Source organism: Myroides sp. 1354 (assembly GCF_030324495.1).
Classification (GTDB): Bacteria; Bacteroidota; Bacteroidia; order Flavobacteriales; family Flavobacteriaceae; genus Flavobacterium.
The window spans coordinates 20,477-36,526 of sequence record NZ_JACAGN010000024.1; the positions used below are offsets into that span (position 1 = coordinate 20,477).

General features: G+C 37.4%; 16 protein-coding genes. 4 read left to right on the top strand and 12 right to left on the bottom strand.

Features of this window, described 5'->3' with window-relative positions; translation table 11 throughout:
• The first annotated feature begins 72 nt into the window (after positions 1-72).
• Both HX004_RS16765 and HX004_RS16770 read left to right on the top strand, forming a co-directional pair.
• Positions 73-525 (top strand): hypothetical protein, encoded by a 453-nt coding sequence (locus HX004_RS16765; protein WP_286443871.1) that lies wholly within the window; start codon positions 73-75, stop codon positions 523-525.
• A 73-nt stretch (positions 526-598) separates the two neighbouring features.
• Positions 599-1,003 (top strand): sensor histidine kinase, encoded by a 405-nt coding sequence (locus HX004_RS16770; RefSeq protein WP_286443873.1) that lies wholly within the window; start codon positions 599-601, stop codon positions 1,001-1,003.
• 65 nt (positions 1,004-1,068) lie between these two features.
• Here HX004_RS16770 and HX004_RS16775 read toward each other — a convergent pair whose 3' ends face one another.
• The gene (locus tag HX004_RS16775; protein WP_286443877.1) at positions 1,069-1,566 is read right to left on the bottom strand and encodes a DUF2480 family protein; all 498 of its coding nucleotides are present in this window, start codon (positions 1,564-1,566) and stop codon (positions 1,069-1,071) included.
• Between the two features lie 206 nt (positions 1,567-1,772).
• Here HX004_RS16775 and HX004_RS16780 point away from each other — a divergent pair, with 206 nt between their 5' ends.
• Complete coding sequence (locus HX004_RS16780; protein WP_286443879.1) at positions 1,773-2,414, top strand: helix-turn-helix transcriptional regulator; 642 nt, start codon at positions 1,773-1,775, stop codon at positions 2,412-2,414.
• 46 nt (positions 2,415-2,460) lie between these two features.
• Here HX004_RS16780 and HX004_RS16785 read toward each other — a convergent pair whose 3' ends face one another.
• The 8 genes from HX004_RS16785 to HX004_RS16815 all read right to left on the bottom strand — a co-directional run bounded on the left by HX004_RS16785 (position 2,461) and on the right by HX004_RS16815 (position 12,643).
• Positions 2,461-4,185 (bottom strand): sensor histidine kinase, encoded by a 1,725-nt coding sequence (locus tag HX004_RS16785; protein WP_286443881.1) that lies wholly within the window; start codon positions 4,183-4,185, stop codon positions 2,461-2,463.
• Positions 4,182-5,312 carry a sensor protein KdpD gene (locus tag HX004_RS16790; RefSeq protein WP_286443883.1) on the bottom strand — a complete coding sequence of 377 codons (1,131 nt, stop codon included), beginning with the start codon at positions 5,310-5,312 and terminating at the stop codon, positions 4,182-4,184. The genes HX004_RS16785 and HX004_RS16790 overlap by 4 nt, the downstream gene beginning before the upstream one ends.
• Positions 5,313-6,419, bottom strand: a complete 1,107-nt coding sequence (locus HX004_RS16795) for a porin (protein WP_286443884.1) — start codon at positions 6,417-6,419, stop codon at positions 5,313-5,315. It lies immediately after the preceding gene.
• The gene (gene kdpC / locus HX004_RS16800) at positions 6,406-6,966 is read right to left on the bottom strand and encodes a potassium-transporting ATPase subunit KdpC (protein ID WP_286443885.1); all 561 of its coding nucleotides are present in this window, start codon (positions 6,964-6,966) and stop codon (positions 6,406-6,408) included. Before kdpC ends, HX004_RS16795 begins: the two co-directional genes overlap by 14 nt.
• A 7-nt stretch (positions 6,967-6,973) precedes the next feature.
• The gene (gene kdpB / locus HX004_RS16805) at positions 6,974-8,989 is read right to left on the bottom strand and encodes a potassium-transporting ATPase subunit KdpB (protein ID WP_286443888.1); all 2,016 of its coding nucleotides are present in this window, start codon (positions 8,987-8,989) and stop codon (positions 6,974-6,976) included.
• 2 nt (positions 8,990-8,991) lie between these two features.
• Entirely contained in the window at positions 8,992-10,686 is a 1,695-nt protein-coding gene (gene kdpA / locus HX004_RS16810; protein WP_286443890.1) for a potassium-transporting ATPase subunit KdpA, read from the bottom strand.
• 102 nt (positions 10,687-10,788) lie between these two features.
• Complete coding sequence (gene kdpF / locus HX004_RS17740; RefSeq protein ID WP_353620020.1) at positions 10,789-10,866, bottom strand: K(+)-transporting ATPase subunit F; 78 nt, start codon at positions 10,864-10,866, stop codon at positions 10,789-10,791.
• A gap of 427 nt (positions 10,867-11,293) precedes the next feature.
• Positions 11,294-12,643: a sigma-54-dependent transcriptional regulator gene (locus tag HX004_RS16815; RefSeq protein ID WP_286443891.1), complete on the bottom strand. Its 1,350-nt coding sequence runs from the start codon at positions 12,641-12,643 to the stop codon at positions 11,294-11,296.
• Positions 12,644-12,807: 164 nt separating this feature from the next.
• On the opposite strand from HX004_RS16815, the gene HX004_RS16820 reads away from it, so the two are divergent.
• Positions 12,808-13,293 carry a GNAT family N-acetyltransferase gene (locus tag HX004_RS16820; RefSeq protein WP_286443892.1) on the top strand — a complete coding sequence of 162 codons (486 nt, stop codon included), beginning with the start codon at positions 12,808-12,810 and terminating at the stop codon, positions 13,291-13,293.
• Positions 13,294-13,837: 544 nt separating this feature from the next.
• Here the strand turns inward: HX004_RS16820 and HX004_RS16825 are convergent.
• The 3 genes from HX004_RS16825 to HX004_RS16835 all read right to left on the bottom strand — a co-directional run bounded on the left by HX004_RS16825 (position 13,838) and on the right by HX004_RS16835 (position 15,948).
• Positions 13,838-14,077, bottom strand: coding sequence for a nucleoside triphosphate pyrophosphohydrolase family protein (locus tag HX004_RS16825; protein WP_286443893.1), 240 nt, complete (start codon positions 14,075-14,077; stop codon positions 13,838-13,840).
• Positions 14,074-14,445, bottom strand: coding sequence for an RHS repeat-associated core domain-containing protein (locus HX004_RS16830; protein WP_502888490.1), 372 nt, complete (start codon positions 14,443-14,445; stop codon positions 14,074-14,076). The genes HX004_RS16825 and HX004_RS16830 overlap by 4 nt, the downstream gene beginning before the upstream one ends.
• Before the next feature lie 714 nt (positions 14,446-15,159).
• On the bottom strand, positions 15,160-15,948 hold the full coding sequence (locus HX004_RS16835; RefSeq protein ID WP_502888491.1) for an RHS repeat-associated core domain-containing protein: 789 nt from the start codon (positions 15,946-15,948) through the stop codon (positions 15,160-15,162).
• Between the last annotated feature and the right edge of the window lie 102 nt (positions 15,949-16,050).

The following is a 16,050-nucleotide window of genomic DNA, read 5'->3' on the forward strand; positions in this document are numbered from 1 at the left end:
TAAAAGTATAAATAATTTAAAGTGCTTATATGTTTTGTTGTTAGATTATAATTATAAGAAATTCAAAACATTATGAATAAAATAAAAAGATACTTTGCATTAACAAAAATTGCTTTATATAAGTTTTTAGGTAAATTTATACCTTACTTTAAAAACAAAACTATGTATCATATGAAAAAAGAAGAAATTCTTGAAAGTGTTAAATTAAAATTGGAAGATATATTAAATAGATATGATAATAAACTTAGATTATCACAAAGTTATCAGATTTCAATAGGTGAGAAAGAAAAAGATGAAAATGGATATAGTTTATTATCAAGATTTTCTGCATCTTATAAAATTATACAATTTGATTTTAATATGGTATTGAGTTATATTGATTCAAAAAAAATAGAATTTACATTAGATAATGTTCCTTTACTTTCAAATAATGAACATATAACTACATTAAAAAATATTTTTGGTTCAGAAGAAATAAATAAAGAACTTAATGAATATTTCAAAAATATTAGAACTACTATCTAACAAAAATGACTCGAATTTTAAAATTCAAGTCATTTTTAGTTATTACCTACCATTGGTACAATGAAATATATAAGTGTCTAACTTATTTAACGAGCATCAATTTGAACAAGTGGTCACAGATTTAGTTTCTTTTCAAGTCAATGCTTGGAAAACGCGTTTCTCTGTTGAGTTTGATCAACAAATTAACTTTGAAAAACTCGATGCCAACACAAAAATCAATCTTTTTTACATATTACAAGAAGGAATACAAAACGTCAACAAATATTCTAAAGCTACCCTTTGTACCATCGTCTTTCACTATACGTCTTCCTCTTTTAAACTCATTATCTGCGACAATGGCATTGGCTTCGAAAAAACAGATGGAAAAGGGATGGGAATTTCAAATATGAAGGAGCGTTCTCAACAAATTAATGCGACCTTATCGCTTCATTCCAAACAGGGAGAAGGTACAATATTAACAGTGGTTGTGCCGCTTTAGTACAAAATAAAAAAGCCCAAAAAGCAAATTACTTTCTGGACTTTTATACAACAACGGAAATTAAGTTATTTAAAAATTACTTTGGGCATTCCTATTTCTCCATACATCAACACTTTGACTAAGGGTTTTAATAAATCAGTAGCCAATATATACAAGGTTGGAGGGATTTGAGGTCTTGCTCTCACCACTACTTTTTCTCCTTTAAAAGAGGTCAAATCTGCTGCTGCTACACCTGATCTCCACAAATCCAATTCTAAAGCAGTTTCATCTTTAAAATCGACACAGCGAGCATACTCGTGTAACTTGTTGGCTAATACCATATACACCCAAGAAGGAATGATGGTATCTACACTACAATACAAGGCTACGGCTTTATCTTTATATTGGGAAAAATCAATCTCAGCTAAAGCAGTGCGAAACTCTTTTTCTTTGATAATCATCTCCATAAACAACAATTGTTTGAGATCAAATCCAACAATTTCAATCTCGGGACGATAATCGATGAGGTCAAAGGCAATAATACCTGACGCTTCTACTTTATTGACAAAAGGTTCTGATGACATAAATTTACTTTCATTTGATTACAAATCTAACGAATAAATATATTTAAACAAGTTTTTATTGTTTTATTAAATCAAACTTGTTTAATCGCGTTTTCTTTTAACTTCTAAAAACTAGAATTCAATTCAATTTCAATCGTATATTCCTTAGTGGATATCGATGATTTATATTACCTTGGCTCCCAAATAAAACAACTTTATTTTGTCAAATGAAAAAACTTCTTGTTGATCAAATCTTGAAATTCACCAAGGTGAATACAGAAATAACAGCTGCTATGTTAGCAGCAGAATTGCAGCAAACCAAAGAAGGTGCGAGATTGAATCTCTTGAAATTAGTAGAAGAAGAATTGATTGTTAGCTTTGGTAAAAGTGAAGGAGTTGGTCGACCGATTACGTATTATAAATTAACGGATAAAGGTTTAAGTCGACTTCCCGATGCTCATGCGGAAGTAACCGTTGAATTACTGCATGCTGTTAAAACCTTATTGGGCGATAATGCCTTAGATTTACTGATTAGCGAACGAGAGAAAAAAGTGTATGCTCGCTATGAGAAGCACTTAGAAAAGGCGATTAGTTTAGAACAAAAATTAGATTTACTTACTCAGATTCGCTCTGAAGAGGGATATATGGCACATTGGGAGCATCAGAATGGGGTTTACTTCCTCATTGAAAACCATTGTCCTATTTGTGCCGCAGCCACAGTTTGTCAAGGTTTTTGTCGAACTGAATTGGCGAATTTTAAGGCATTATTAGGTCAAGAGCACACCGTAGAGCGAATTTCTCATCTGCTGACAGAAGGACAACGATGTGTGTATAAAATAACGCTTACTACATCAGGAGATATCCAATAAAAAAAACATAAATACAAGCTACATTGTCTTTTATGGTTTTCTATTTTTATGCAAGTACACTACCATTTTGTACCGTTAAAATAAATTCACTACCTACGCCATATTCACTATTTACTTTAATAGTACCCTGTTGGGCTTCAATAAATTCTTTACTAATGGAAAGTCCTAAGCCTGTTCCTTCTCTATGGGTTCCTGGCACCCTAAAATAACGATCAAATACGCGATTTAAATATTCAGGCGGAATCCCTATCCCCTCATCTTTGACTTTGAGGGTCGTACAATCAACTTCTTGATTCACACTAACTTCAATAACGGAAGATTCATGTGAGTAGTTAATTGCATTGGCAATTAAATTAGTCAATACCCACGTGGTTTTTTCTATATCCACTTTGATTGGCTGCATTGTTTCAGGCAATTTAAGTGCGATTTGAATCTGTTTTTGTTCTGCTTGCATGTGATTGGCTTCAACTGCATAGTGTACAATTTGCTGAACCTCACAAGGTTTCATATTCATTGTAATTTTTCCACTTTCAATTTGGGTTAGATTCAATAACTCTGAGGTTATTTTTAGCAAACGCCCTACATCATCCTGAATACTATCCACCAAAATACGCTGTTCTTCATTCAAGGATCCGATTCGGTCATTTTCCAACAATTGCAAACTCATTTTCATAGCAGAAATTGGCGTTTTAAACTCATGAGAAACTGTAGCAATAAACCGCGTTTTAGCGGCATCCAATTCCTTAAATTCCGTGATGTTTTTCAGTATAATCACATGACCTACTAGCTCTTTATCCGTTTCTCCTGTTGGGGTGATTTCAATGTGTAAGAACTGCTGGTCAAAGTAATTTTCCCTATCGTTGTGCATAATTGTAAAGGGTTCTTTCTCTGCCTGAGGCACTGTAATTTCCTTTAATAACATACGCATCAAATCATTGTAAATCGCAATATCTTTGCTACTTTTCCCTACCATTTCTTCTTCTGAAAGCCCGAGTACTTTACAAGCTTCTTCATTGACAAAAATGACTTGCATATTTTCATCCAACCCAATAACCACATCTGACATACTGTTGATTAGCGCTTCAATTCTCTTTTTCTGACGCATGAGTTTTGCCAGGTGACTGTTGTTGTATTCTTCGAGTTTTTGAGCCATCGTATTGAATGACTGTGCCAACTCGCCAAATTCATCGTGTTTATCCAAAAAAACGCGTTCTTTGTAGTTACTACTGGCAATTTGCTTGATACTTGCTGTCAACTTCTGAATGGGATCTGCAATATTGGAGGGTAAATTAATTAGCAATCCCAAGGCAATGACAAAACAGGCAACACCAGCAATCGCAATCCAAATAGTGGCTTGGACAGCTGTTTTATTGGCCAATTCACTTTTGAGCTCAATGGCCTGCATATTCATCTCCATCACTTCAATCAGCCATTCTCGAATTTGCAAGAGATCCTCGGTACGTTGTCCGTTCTTTTTGTAGGATTCAAAATAGTTGCGCAACGTTGCATTCATTTCTTTCTCTCCCACTTCTGTTGCATTACCTTCTTGATTTCTCAGCTGTTCTTCAAACTGAACCAAACGACGATCTCCCTGCTGATCTAAAGCACGTAACATACTCTTCGCGTACAAGAGGGAATTGTAGTTATCGTGTAAAATATTGCGGGTATCTAGCTTTAAAAAGTGAATATACACTGCTCCTATTCCTCCTAAGAATACAATCAGAGTAAACAATAAGCCCAATCCTAACGTCAGTTTTGTTTTGATTCTCATTTCGAAAAAATTATAATATCAATAGGCAAAGAAGTTAACTTCTTCAATAGTTGATTGAATACATTGGTAGCCAAAATAATCTGATACAAGCGCAAACGAGGTTTTCCAATACAGATTGTCGTAATCTGTCGCTGTTCCACTTGAGTCAGAATGGCCTTGGCAATATTAGGATGCTCACTTTTAATGATTTCCGCGCCCAATTCTGTAGCTAATTTAAAATTATTAATCAAATGGCGTTGTTTATCCAATGCAATTTTATTGGGGTGTTCTTTTGGTGTTTGTACATAGAGCACATACCATTTTGAATTGAGGTAACTCGCCAAACGAGCGGTTTTTCGGATGACGTTTTTTGCATTTTTATCATTCGAACTAATGCAAGCCATAAATCGGCTCGGTTTCACTAAAATGGACATGCTAACCTCTGCCGCTACCTTATTTTCTACGTGGGAGGCCACTTCCTTCAACGCCAATTCTCTTAGTTGCAAAATATTGGATGAAGTAAAAAAATGTTGTAAAGCGGTTGGTATTTTTTCTGGTGGATAAATCTTTCCTGTCTTTAAACGCTCAATCAAATCATCTGCGGTCAGGTCAATATTAACCACCTCATCTGCTTCTTGGATCACTTTATCGGGTACGCGTTCTGTTACATCAATAGACGTAATTTCCTTCACAGCTTGATGTAGGCTTTCAATGTGTTGAATATTCAAAGCAGATATTACGTGAATCCCTGCTTCTAATAGTTCCATTACATCTTGCCAGCGCTTGGCGTGTTTACTTCCTGCAATATTTGAATGTGCCAATTCATCTATAATTACGATTTCAGGTCGATCTTGTAAAATAGCCTCCAAATCCAATTCTTCTACTCTTTTGCCTTTATAAAACACCTCTTTTCTCGGTATTATAGGCAATCCTTCGAGTAAAGCATGGGTGTCCTTGCGATGATGTGTTTCGATAAAACCCAACTTCACATCTATGCCTTTCTGCACTAAATCCCGAGCTTCCATCAACATGCGGTAGGTTTTCCCTACACCTGCACTCATTCCTATGTAGACTTTAAACTTCCCCCGTTTGGATCGGCGAATTAGCGCTAAAAAGTCTTCCGCGCTTTGGCGTGTTTCTCTTTCCATCTACAAGTGAATTGATATACTAGTTCCAATCATAACTTGCTCCGATACTTTACGGTCGTTTCTTGTAAAGATTGCCTCTTTACTTTGGAGGGATCGAGCCTCAACTCTCCACAACACCTCTTTCGTAATTTGATAATCCACATTCATCGAATATCCAAAAGTTTGAAAACCACGGGCTGTATCCGTTGGTATAATAATCCCGTCTTCATCACAATAATACTCTACTCTAGCTGCTATACGCCATTGATCGCTTAACTTGTATTGTCCCATAATCAAAGGTGCATACCAAGAACTATAGTCTTTACTATTCTTTTCCTTTTGTTGAAATCCAAGATCAAACCCCAAGAGAAAATTCAGCTGTTCATTGAACTGATACGCAATATTGGCGTGATGGAAATAACGTATTTTTCGCGCATCATCAGGTGTATCACTTCCAATAAAAGAGCTACTATTGAACGTCCATGAATCATTTGGACGATAAGCGACTTGATGCCCAACAGCTAACGTAGAATTACCTTCTGGACGTTGAATCCGTTGCCATCCATTCATCAGGTGCAAAGCAATCAACCATTTTTTGTTTGGTGTTCCATAAGTCAGTTTTACCTCAGAGGAAAAATAAGGGGAGTTTTCTGCCATCATACTGCGTGTCATCGTCATGATATCCGCTCCAATATTGCTTTCAAAACCGATATGTGAAGGCATAATCCCCGCATCCAACCACAATTCATGCGAAGGAGACAATTTCACTCCTATATTGGCTTCGTATAGGTTTTTTAATCCATCAGGTTCATTCGCGAGATTTGCTTGTACATAAGTACCTGCCATCAAAGCAAAATTGGCTCGAACGCGTTCTTGTTCATACTGCAATTTGACCATCCCAAAGTTTAGATTAACTTCATTGTGTCGATGATAGGAATACAAAAAAGGCGCTACGTCACCTGATTTAGGCTGATTCAAATTATAGAGATAATACAATTCCCCGTAGGCAGATACCTTCACCTTCTCCATCCATTGAGGCTCTTGGGCATATCCACTTGAAAAAGTGAGTGCACTACACAAAAGCACCCCCACCAACGCAAATTTTTCCTTCATGCTATCGTAAAGCATCTAATGCGATATTTAATTCTACTACATTAATCGTTTTTGGTCCCAATATGCCAAACAAAGGTTGTTGTATATGTGCTGCAACCAACTGTTCCAATTGATTCATTTCAAGGCCTCTTTGTTGTGCAATACGCGCTATTTGTACATAAGCAGCCTCTACCGAAATATGAGGATCTAACCCACTCCCACTAGCCGTGACCAAATCCACGGGAATCTCTTGCTTTTCTACCGTTGGATTCTTTGCCATAAAATCGTCTATGCGCTCTTGTACCGTAGCTAAATATGCTGAATTTGACGCAGCTTTATTACTCGCACCAGATCCACCAGCATCGTAGTCCACTGCGGAAGGACGCGACCAAAAGTACTGATCTGATGTAAAGGCTTGCCCAATATTGGCATATTGTCTTCCCTTCTCACTTTCTACCGTAAATCCACCTCCTGCCTGGGGAGCTACTTGAGCAATTCCCCATAAGACGAAAGGGTAAATCCCCCCTAACAACACAATTAAAGTAGTAGTTAATATAGTCGATGGTAATAAATTGTTTTTCATGTGTTTATTAAATAAATAATGAGACAAAAAGGTCAATCAATTTGATGCCTATAAAAGGGACTAGAACACCGCCTAATCCGTAGATTAATAAATTTCGACGTAGTAAAGCGCTTGCTCCAATCGGTTTATAAGCAACTCCTCTTAACGCTAATGGAATCAGAAAAGGAATGATAATCGCATTGAAAATAACTGCTGAAAGAATAGCACTTTGCGGGTTGTGTAGCTGCATAATATTCAATCCTTGTAAGGCGGGAATCGCCGTAATAAACAAGGCGGGAATAATGGCAAAATACTTGGCTACGTCATTGGCAATACTGAAGGTAGTCAGCGTTCCACGTGTCATCAGCAACTGTTTTCCGATTTCTACTACTTCAATCAACTTGGTTGGATCATTGTCTAAATCCACCATATTTCCCGCTTCTTTTGCCGCTTGTGTTCCGCTATTCATTGCAACTCCAACATTGGCTTGTGCTAAAGCAGGGGCATCATTCGTTCCATCCCCCATCATCGCTACCAATCTTCCTTCTGCTTGTTCTTGTTTGATGTAATTCATCTTGTCTTCGGGTTTGGCCTCCGCAATAAAATCATCCACTCCCGCTTTCATAGCGATATACTGTGCAGTCATGGGATTATCTCCTGTTACCATTACCGTTTTAATTCCCATTTTTCTCAATCGAGCAAAACGCTCTTGAATGCCTGGTTTGATAATATCTTGTAATTCTATTACCCCCAATACTCTTTCATTCTGTGATACAACCAAAGGAGTACCTCCGTTTTCCGCTACTTTTCTGACGCAATCCTCTACTTCCTGAGGGAATGAATTTCCTGCTTGTAGACAATTGTTTTTGATGGCATCCACCGCTCCTTTTCGAATGCGAATATCTCCATAATCAATACCTGAACTTCGCGTTTCAGCAGTAAACGAAATAAAGCGAGGTTGTTCCACAACAAAATTGCTGGGGTCTACTTGTGCTAATTCAATAATCGATTTCCCTTCTGGCGTATTGTCACTGAGTGAACTCAACACGGCTGCTTGAATCAATACAGCGGCTTCCACACCTTTTGCTAGGTGAAAATGGGTAGCTTTGCGGTTTCCAATCGTAATCGTTCCCGTTTTATCCAAGAGCAAAACGTCAATATCTCCTGCTGTTTCTACGGCCTTACCACTTTTGGTAATGACGTTGGCTCTCAAGGCGCGATCCATTCCCGCAATTCCAATAGCGGATAATAAACCGCCAATGGTGGTGGGAATTAAACAGACATAAAGAGAAATCAACGCCCCAATCGTAATGGCCACATTGGCAAAATCAGCAAAGGGTTTCAACGTTATAATAACCAAAGTAAATACGAGAGTAAATCCAGCTAATAAAATCGTCAAGGCGATTTCATTGGGTGATTTTTGTCTGTTTGCTCCTTCGACTAAAGCAATCATTTTATCCAAGAAACTTTCCCCTGCTTGGGCTGTTACACGCACTCTGATACGATCTGACAAGACTTTTGTTCCCCCTGTTACGGAACTTTTATCTCCCCCTGCCTCGCGTATCACAGGCGCACTTTCTCCTGTAATGGCGCTTTCGTCAATCGTTGCTAACCCTTCGATAATTTCACCATCAGCGGGAATAATATCTCCAGCTACACAACAAAAAATCATTCCTTTTTGCAAAGTTGAGGAAGACACTTGAGTTCCATCTTCTAAAGTAGCTGGTGTTTCCTCTCTGGTTTTGCGCAAGCTATCCGCCTGTGCTTTTCCTCTTGCTTCGGCAATGGCCTCTGCAAAGTTGGCAAACAACAGCGTGATCAACAGCAACAAGAAAATCGAAAAGTTATAACCAAAACTTCCTTGACTTTGTTCTCCTGTTAGAATCCAAATACAAACCCCAAGCATAATGGCGGTTCCGATTTCTACGGTAAACATCACGGGATTGTGAATGAGTGTTCGCGGATCTAATTTGATAAAAGCTTCTTTGAGTGCTTTCATCACTACTTCTTTTTGAAAAAGAGCCTTATTATTTTGAGTTGCCATTTTTATACGTGTGTTAGAGTAAAGTAATCTGCAATAGGTCCCAAGGTTAATACAGGGAAGAAGGCTAAAGCTGCAACAATTAGGATAACGGTCAACACAATTGTTCCAAAGGTTGCGGTATCTGTAGCCAAGGTTCCAGCACTCTCGGGTACATAGTTCTTCTGTGCGAGAAATCCAGCCAGAGCCACTGGCCCTATAATGGGTAAGAAACGCCCTAAGAGCAAGATAATTCCCGTTGAAAAATTCCACCAAGGTGTATTGTCCCCTAGTCCCTCAAATCCACTGCCGTTATTGGCTGCCGCCGAAGTATATTCATACAGTATTTCGCTAAATCCGTGAAAGGAAGGATTATTTAAGGTATCCTTTGTCATTTCGGGAAAAGCCACTCCTAAAGCCGTACTACTCAAAATTAAAAGGGGGTGAATAAGTGCAATAATCATGGCTATTTTCATCTCTTTCGCTTCTATCTTTTTACCAAAGAGCTCTGGAGTCCTTCCAACCATCAAGCCACTGATAAAGACCGCTAAAACAATGAACACAAAAAAGTTCAAAATCCCAACACCAACGCCACCATAGAAAGCGTTAATCATCATAGCCAGCAACTGATTCATACCCGATAAAGGCATGGTACTATCGTGCATGGAGTTGACGGATCCTGTGGAAATAACGGTTGTAACAATACTCCAAAAACCAGAAGCTGCCGCTCCTATTCGCACTTCTTTTCCTTCCATTGCCCCCTGACTATTGTCAATTCCCATAGCTGCTATATTGGGATTGCCATGCGCTTCCATTCCAATATTGGGAATCGCTAAACACAAAAATCCGACGGTCATCACACCAAAGATCATCCAAGAGAATCGCTTGCGGTTGATGTAAAAACCAAAGGCGAATACCATGGCCAAGGGAATGATCAATTGAGCAATCATCTCAGTCATATTGGTTAAATAGGTAGGATTCTCAAAAGGATGGGCAGAGTTCGTTCCAAAGAATCCTCCTCCATTGGTTCCCAAGTGTTTGATTGCAATAAAAGCGGCAGCTGGACCACGAGACACCTCTACTTGTTGTCCTTCTAAGGTGGTGATAGTATCCTTGCCCTCAAACGTCATGGGGGTTCCTTGAAAGATTAAAATTACCGCTACTACCAAGCTCAAAGGCAATAAGATACGCGTCAATGATTTGAGGAAATACACATAAAAATTCCCCAATAGTATGGTTGTTTTCTGTTTAAACGCCTCAAATACTACTACAGCGGCAGCCATTCCCGTTGCTGCACTCACAAATTGCAAGAACATCAAAGCCATTTGAGTTAAGTAGGTTACTCCCGTTTCTCCTGCATAATGCTGTAAATTACAGTTGACCAAGAAGGAGATGATGGTATTGAACGCCAAATCCACCGACATACTCGGGTTGTTATCTGGATTGAGCGGCAAAGAGCCTTGAGTAAGTAGTAAAACAAAGCCCACTACAAACCAAACGGCATTGATGGTCAACAAAGCAACTAAATGTTGCTTCCAATTCATGCCTTCTTCTGGTTTAATTTTACTGCTCTTGTAAATTAAATTTTCTAAAGGCGTCAGAAGGCCATCCAAGCAAGTCGGTTGACCAGCATAAACCTTGGCGATATATTTTCCTAAGGGAATGGAAATTCCAATAGCCACTAAAAAAGTGACGATAATCCCAATTATTTCTGTATTCATTTTACTTAATCAATTAATAATAAAATCTGATGGATAAGATAGACGATGCCATAAATCATCGTAAAAACTAATAGTGTTACGCCAATTTCCTTGGCGGCGTTTTTAAAACTTTTCTGGTTTGAGTAGGACATAACACAAATAGGCAAATACAGCCACGGCTATAATGAATAATACAATCATAAGCTTCACTATTACAAGTTTTCAAAAAATTGGATGGCTTTGTAAAAGAGTACAAAACACGCCACACCTAAAACAATACAAGCTATTAACATCATGCGTTAAGGATTTACGTTTGATTGCTGAATATGTGCGACAAGCGCTAAAAAATGTTTGGGAAACAATTGCTGGTTTCGCCTTTGAATTACGGTTGCTTTTGTTTTCATTTTGATTTGTTTTTGCCAAAGGAAAAGCGAATAGCATACCAATTTTGGCACAACAAACACAACAGTATGAAAATCAAATCATTACAAAAAAAGACGTATAAACAAAAAAATAAACCCTATCAAAACGATAGGGTTTTCAAAATAAAAGCCTATCATTTTGATAGGCCTATGGGATATTTTGGGATATTAAAATGAACAAACGCCTCAAGAAGGCAGTTGTTGTACTATTGTATTTCGTATTCTGTCATTTTGCGGTAAAGGGTTGTCAAAGCAATCCCCAACAGCTCTGCTGTTTTCGTTTTATTGCCTTTGGTATGTTGTAAAACCCTTTGAATATGTAATTTTTCTACAGTAGCCAAATCTAAAGCAGTACTTCCTTCTTGTGTAACTATACCTTGTTGTTGTACTTCATAAGGCAAATCGTTAAGTTGTATGGCAGACTGCGTGCACAAAATCACCGCGCGTTCCATAGCATTGCGCAATGCTCTGATATTACCAGGCCAAGCATACTGCTGTAATGCCTCTAATGCTTCTTTCGCAATTGATTGGACTCCACTTCCTTGTTCTGTAGCAAATTGGGCTCTAAATCGCTCTGCTAATAAAGGAATATCTTCCTTGCGTTCTTTTAAAGCAGGTAAATGAATCTCAAATACCGAAAGGCGATAATACAAATCTTCCCTAAAAAGACCTGCTTGAATGGCGGTATCAAACGCTCGATTCGTAGCTGCTATAATTCGCACATCTACCTTCGTAGGTTTGGTTTCGCCAATCTTTAAGAATTCTCCTACTTCTAATACACGAAGTAATTTTGCTTGTAATTCAATAGGCATTTCTCCAATCTCATCCAAAAATAACGTTCCTTGATGCGCCTCTTCAAAGAGTCCTTTTTGATCTTTGGTTGCATTGGTAAAAGACCCCGCTTTATGACCAAACAGCTCACTCTCCAACAAATCTTTGCTAAAGGCTGAGCAATTTACAGCAACAAAATTTTGTTTTCCTCTTGTACTGGCCCGATGAATGGCTTGTGCAAAAACCTCTTTCCCCGTTCCCGTTTCTCCTGTCAATAATACCGTTGCTTGCGTAGGTGCTACCCGTTTCGCCAAGTGAATCGCAGCTAACAAGGCTGACGACTGCCCAATAACTAGATCAAACCCCGTAATCTCATCTGTTGTTTCTTTCTTTTGAGATAGCAAACTGCGGTTGATTTGTACGCGTTCTAAAGCGCGATACAACAAAGGCAATATTTTATTGTTGTCATCTCCCTTGGTAATATAATCAAAGGCACCATTTTTTATCGCTTGTACGCCATCGGGAATATTGCCATAAGCGGTAAGTAGAATCACCTCTACCGCAGGATGGGCTAATTTGATTTGCTCAACAAAAGCCACGCCATTGCCATCGGGTAATTTGACATCACACAAAACAACATCAATGGGAAGCTGCGCCAACTTCTTTGCCGTAACCTTTAGATTTTCAGCTTGATGTACTTCAAAACCTTCCAACTCGATAATACGAGACAACAACTTGCGCAATTTATCTTCATCGTCAACAATAAGGACTTTAGACTGTATCATACAACCATCTTTTTAATGTCGTTAAAGGTATAAAACAATCCTCAACTACAAGGTGAACTTTATCAACAAGATGGTATTTCACTATATTTAATATAGCTGCTTTAATTAACCCTTTTTCTTATCTCTTCAAAATCTTATCTTTGTTTCTATTTTTAAAACAAACTATGGAAGCCCTTCAACTTATCCGTTATACAGCTGCTGATTTTGCTATTTTTTATTCTCTTGTTCAAGATGACAACGTCATGCGTTATGTAGCAGGTCAAGGCCTAACAGAAAAACAAGCGAGAAAAAAATTCAACTCCATTCTCGAAGTAAATGCAATCGATCCGGCCTTAGGTTATTTCAAAATATACAATCAAGGAACTTATTTAGGTGATGGAAAAATGGAGTGGAACAAACGCGATAATACGCAATTGGAAATCGGCTATATTCTGCAAGAAAAATATTGGGGAAAGGGCTATGGCACAAAAATATGCAAAGCTTTATTGGCTATTGCTGAACGCACAAACCCTTCAACTTCTATCATTGGATTAATTGATCCTGCCAATCTTGCTTCTAAAAGACTATTGGAAAAATTTGGGTTTAAAAGTTACTTCGTTGGTGAAGAAGATGGCTTGCCTACCGAGAAATTAATTTTAGAAAAAGCATAAGTGTTGTCTTTTTGCAAAAAAACGAAATGATTTAACAATAGGGCGTATTCGCATACGCCTCTACGATAGGTCGCATCCGTCACTCACACAATAGTGTACCATAATATTGATACCTACATCCAAAATTTAAAAACGAAACAAGCGTTTCCTAAATAACCTCAAGCTATTTTATAAAAGAAAACCCGCTAATCTAATGACTAGCGGGTTTTGTATTCTATAATTTTTGCGCACGGACTGCAACCTTAAATCCACGCGATCGGGGTTTGTAGTTATTTAATCAAAAAAAAAATCTATACAGCATTACTACTCCTATTAAAATAAGACCAATCCCTCCTAAATATCCTTTTAAGTGCATTACATAACTTGTTGTCAAAGCCTTATCTCTATTTTTCTCATCTTTTAGCGTCATGATGAAAAATAATAATCCTCCTATTATGAAAAATATTGACAAAAAAACATTTCCCATTTTAATTATTCTTTTAGTTTTTTACTTACAGTTTTTTGAGTTCCATTAACTTTTAAAGATGCTCCTTAAGTCAGGATTTCAGTTCCTAAGTTCCCCCCCTTCTTCTCCAAATTTTTTCCCTACTCTTGGTAATACTTTATTTAATCCTTTCTCAACTAATTTACCACCTATATAAAAACCTAGATTAATACCTGCTCCTCTCATATTCCCATCACATAAATCAATATCGAATTCTATAGCACTTCCCGCTAGTGATATACCATTTCCTATACCAATTATTGGCGCACCAATACCAGCACCGACTCCTGTTATAGTCATCCCATTTTCCCCCAAAGCAATAACATCTCCTGTTCTGTAGAATTACTTCTTAATTTTTCTGCATGTTTAGCATCTAATCTTTCTCCCCAATTAACTGATTTATTATTTAAATTGGGTTTTAAACCTCCTTTTAAGGTATATGCTTTATCATCATTTTTTCCATCTGTACCTAAGTATGTCGTTCCATCACTTCCAAAATAATATCCGTCTCCCTTTTCAGCAACCATCCCCGTCGGATCCACCAAATTAATCGGATTATTGTGTACATAATGATACGGATTCCATGCTGGGAACTGTTCCGCCAACGGGTCCACATTCATCCATCGACCAATAGTCGCATCATAGTTCCTTGCTCCATAATCATACAAATTCAGTCCTAACTCCTCTTGATTCTCCTTGCACTACGTGCGGTATCTTCGTCCAAAGCTCATCGCTTTTTCCTCGATAATATATTGGTACTTATAGTTTTGGGCTATCGTATTATTTTTCTCGTTATAGCCACTATGTGCCAATCCAAAAGGATAATAGTTCGTTTCTTCAATGATCTCACCAACGTCTATTTTGTCGTTTTTATTCGCATCGGCTCAAGTAAAGCCATTATAACCTAATGTTAAAGATAACTAACTTTTGGATTATAAATAGACTTTGGTTAACGAATACGAAAACGCACCAACTATAAAGTCTTGTTCCATGTCACGGATACTTACATCCAAAATTTCAAAATTAAACAAGTATTTGCTAAATAACGCTCAAGCTATTTTATAAATTACAAAACCCGCTAATCTTTCGACTAACGGGTTTTGTATTCTATAATTGATATGCACAGATTGCTCTCAAGGCTTTAGCCGAAGGGCTTGAAGTTAAATCCGAGCGATCGGGATTTATTTGTTTTTTTTCATATTAAACCCCAATCTTTCAAAATCATTAAAATAAAAATTAAAGAGAAAATTACTCCCATAATAAAAGATTTAAGAGAAAATAGATTACTGTAAAGAGTTCTATTTTTATCCCAAAAATTCTTTTTTCTAATTGTGTGAATAACTGTATAAACACATAATAACAATAATATATATACTAAAACTCTACTTATCATATTCAGGATAAAATGGTCCTACTAAATTACTTCTACCATAATCAATGGCTTTATCTGTTCCCATTATAAGCATATCTATTATAGGCCCCTCTACATTATTTAATGGTACTTTTTTTAATAGCATTGGTGCTAAAACATTGGTTGCTGTTTTTGTTACAGCTTGTTCTGGATTATTCATATTTTTAGTTTCTGAATTAAAAACACCATCTAACACTTCTAACCCCGCACCAATTCCTCCAGTTACTAAACTAATTGTTCCTAATACAGCTCCAACTGGTGCAGCAAATCCTGTAGCAGTTGACGTCGCAGCACCTACAGCTGACAAATCTCCTATACCTGAGAATACAGAAGCGACCTGTTGTGTATAACTTTTGTTCCAATTTATAGTAGTGCCTCCTTCTGTAATATGTGTTGCTTCTTGAACACTTTTGTAATTTCCTCCATTAACACTATATATTCCTCCTTGTTTGAAGTCGATTGTCTCGCCTAATCCAGAATTACCAGTCCCTTCTTTAAAAACATTTGTAACATTTTTATATCCTTTGGTTTGAGCTTCATTAACACTTTTTACTCCTGAATCGTATGTTATAAAACTTTGTCCATGCGATTCATGTTTTACCCAATCTTCACCAATCATTCCCGTAGGATCAATAAAGTTTATTGGATTATTAAACGTATACGCATAAGGATTCCAATTCGGCATTTTCTCCGCCAACGGATCCACATTCATCCATCGACCAATAGCCGCATCATAGTTCCTTGCTCCATAATCATACAAATTCAGTCCTAACTCCTCTTGATTCTCCTTGCACTACGTGCGGTATCTTCGTCCAAAGCTCATCGCTTTTTCCTCGATAATATATTGGTACTTATAGTTTTG

Coding starts and splice junctions, on each gene's coding strand:
- HX004_RS16765 (WP_286443871.1), top strand. CDS start 73: ATGAATAAAATAAAAAGATACTTTGCATTAACAAAAATTGCTTTATAT.
- HX004_RS16775 (WP_286443877.1), bottom strand. CDS start 1,566: ATGTCATCAGAACCTTTTGTCAATAAAGTAGAAGCGTCAGGTATTATT.
- HX004_RS16780 (WP_286443879.1), top strand. CDS start 1,773: ATGAAAAAACTTCTTGTTGATCAAATCTTGAAATTCACCAAGGTGAAT.
- HX004_RS16785 (WP_286443881.1), bottom strand. CDS start 4,185: ATGAGAATCAAAACAAAACTGACGTTAGGATTGGGCTTATTGTTTACT.
- HX004_RS16790 (WP_286443883.1), bottom strand. CDS start 5,312: ATGGAAAGAGAAACACGCCAAAGCGCGGAAGACTTTTTAGCGCTAATT.
- HX004_RS16795 (WP_286443884.1), bottom strand. CDS start 6,419: ATGCTTTACGATAGCATGAAGGAAAAATTTGCGTTGGTGGGGGTGCTT.
- kdpC (WP_286443885.1), bottom strand. CDS start 6,966: ATGAAAAACAATTTATTACCATCGACTATATTAACTACTACTTTAATT.
- kdpB (WP_286443888.1), bottom strand. CDS start 8,989: ATGGCAACTCAAAATAATAAGGCTCTTTTTCAAAAAGAAGTAGTGATG.
- kdpA (WP_286443890.1), bottom strand. CDS start 10,686: ATGAATACAGAAATAATTGGGATTATCGTCACTTTTTTAGTGGCTATT.
- kdpF (WP_353620020.1), bottom strand. CDS start 10,866: ATGATTGTATTATTCATTATAGCCGTGGCTGTATTTGCCTATTTGTGT.
- HX004_RS16815 (WP_286443891.1), bottom strand. CDS start 12,643: ATGATACAGTCTAAAGTCCTTATTGTTGACGATGAAGATAAATTGCGC.
- HX004_RS16820 (WP_286443892.1), top strand. CDS start 12,808: ATGGAAGCCCTTCAACTTATCCGTTATACAGCTGCTGATTTTGCTATT.
- HX004_RS16825 (WP_286443893.1), bottom strand. CDS start 14,077: ATGACTATAACAGGAGTCGGTGCTGGTATTGGTGCGCCAATAATTGGT.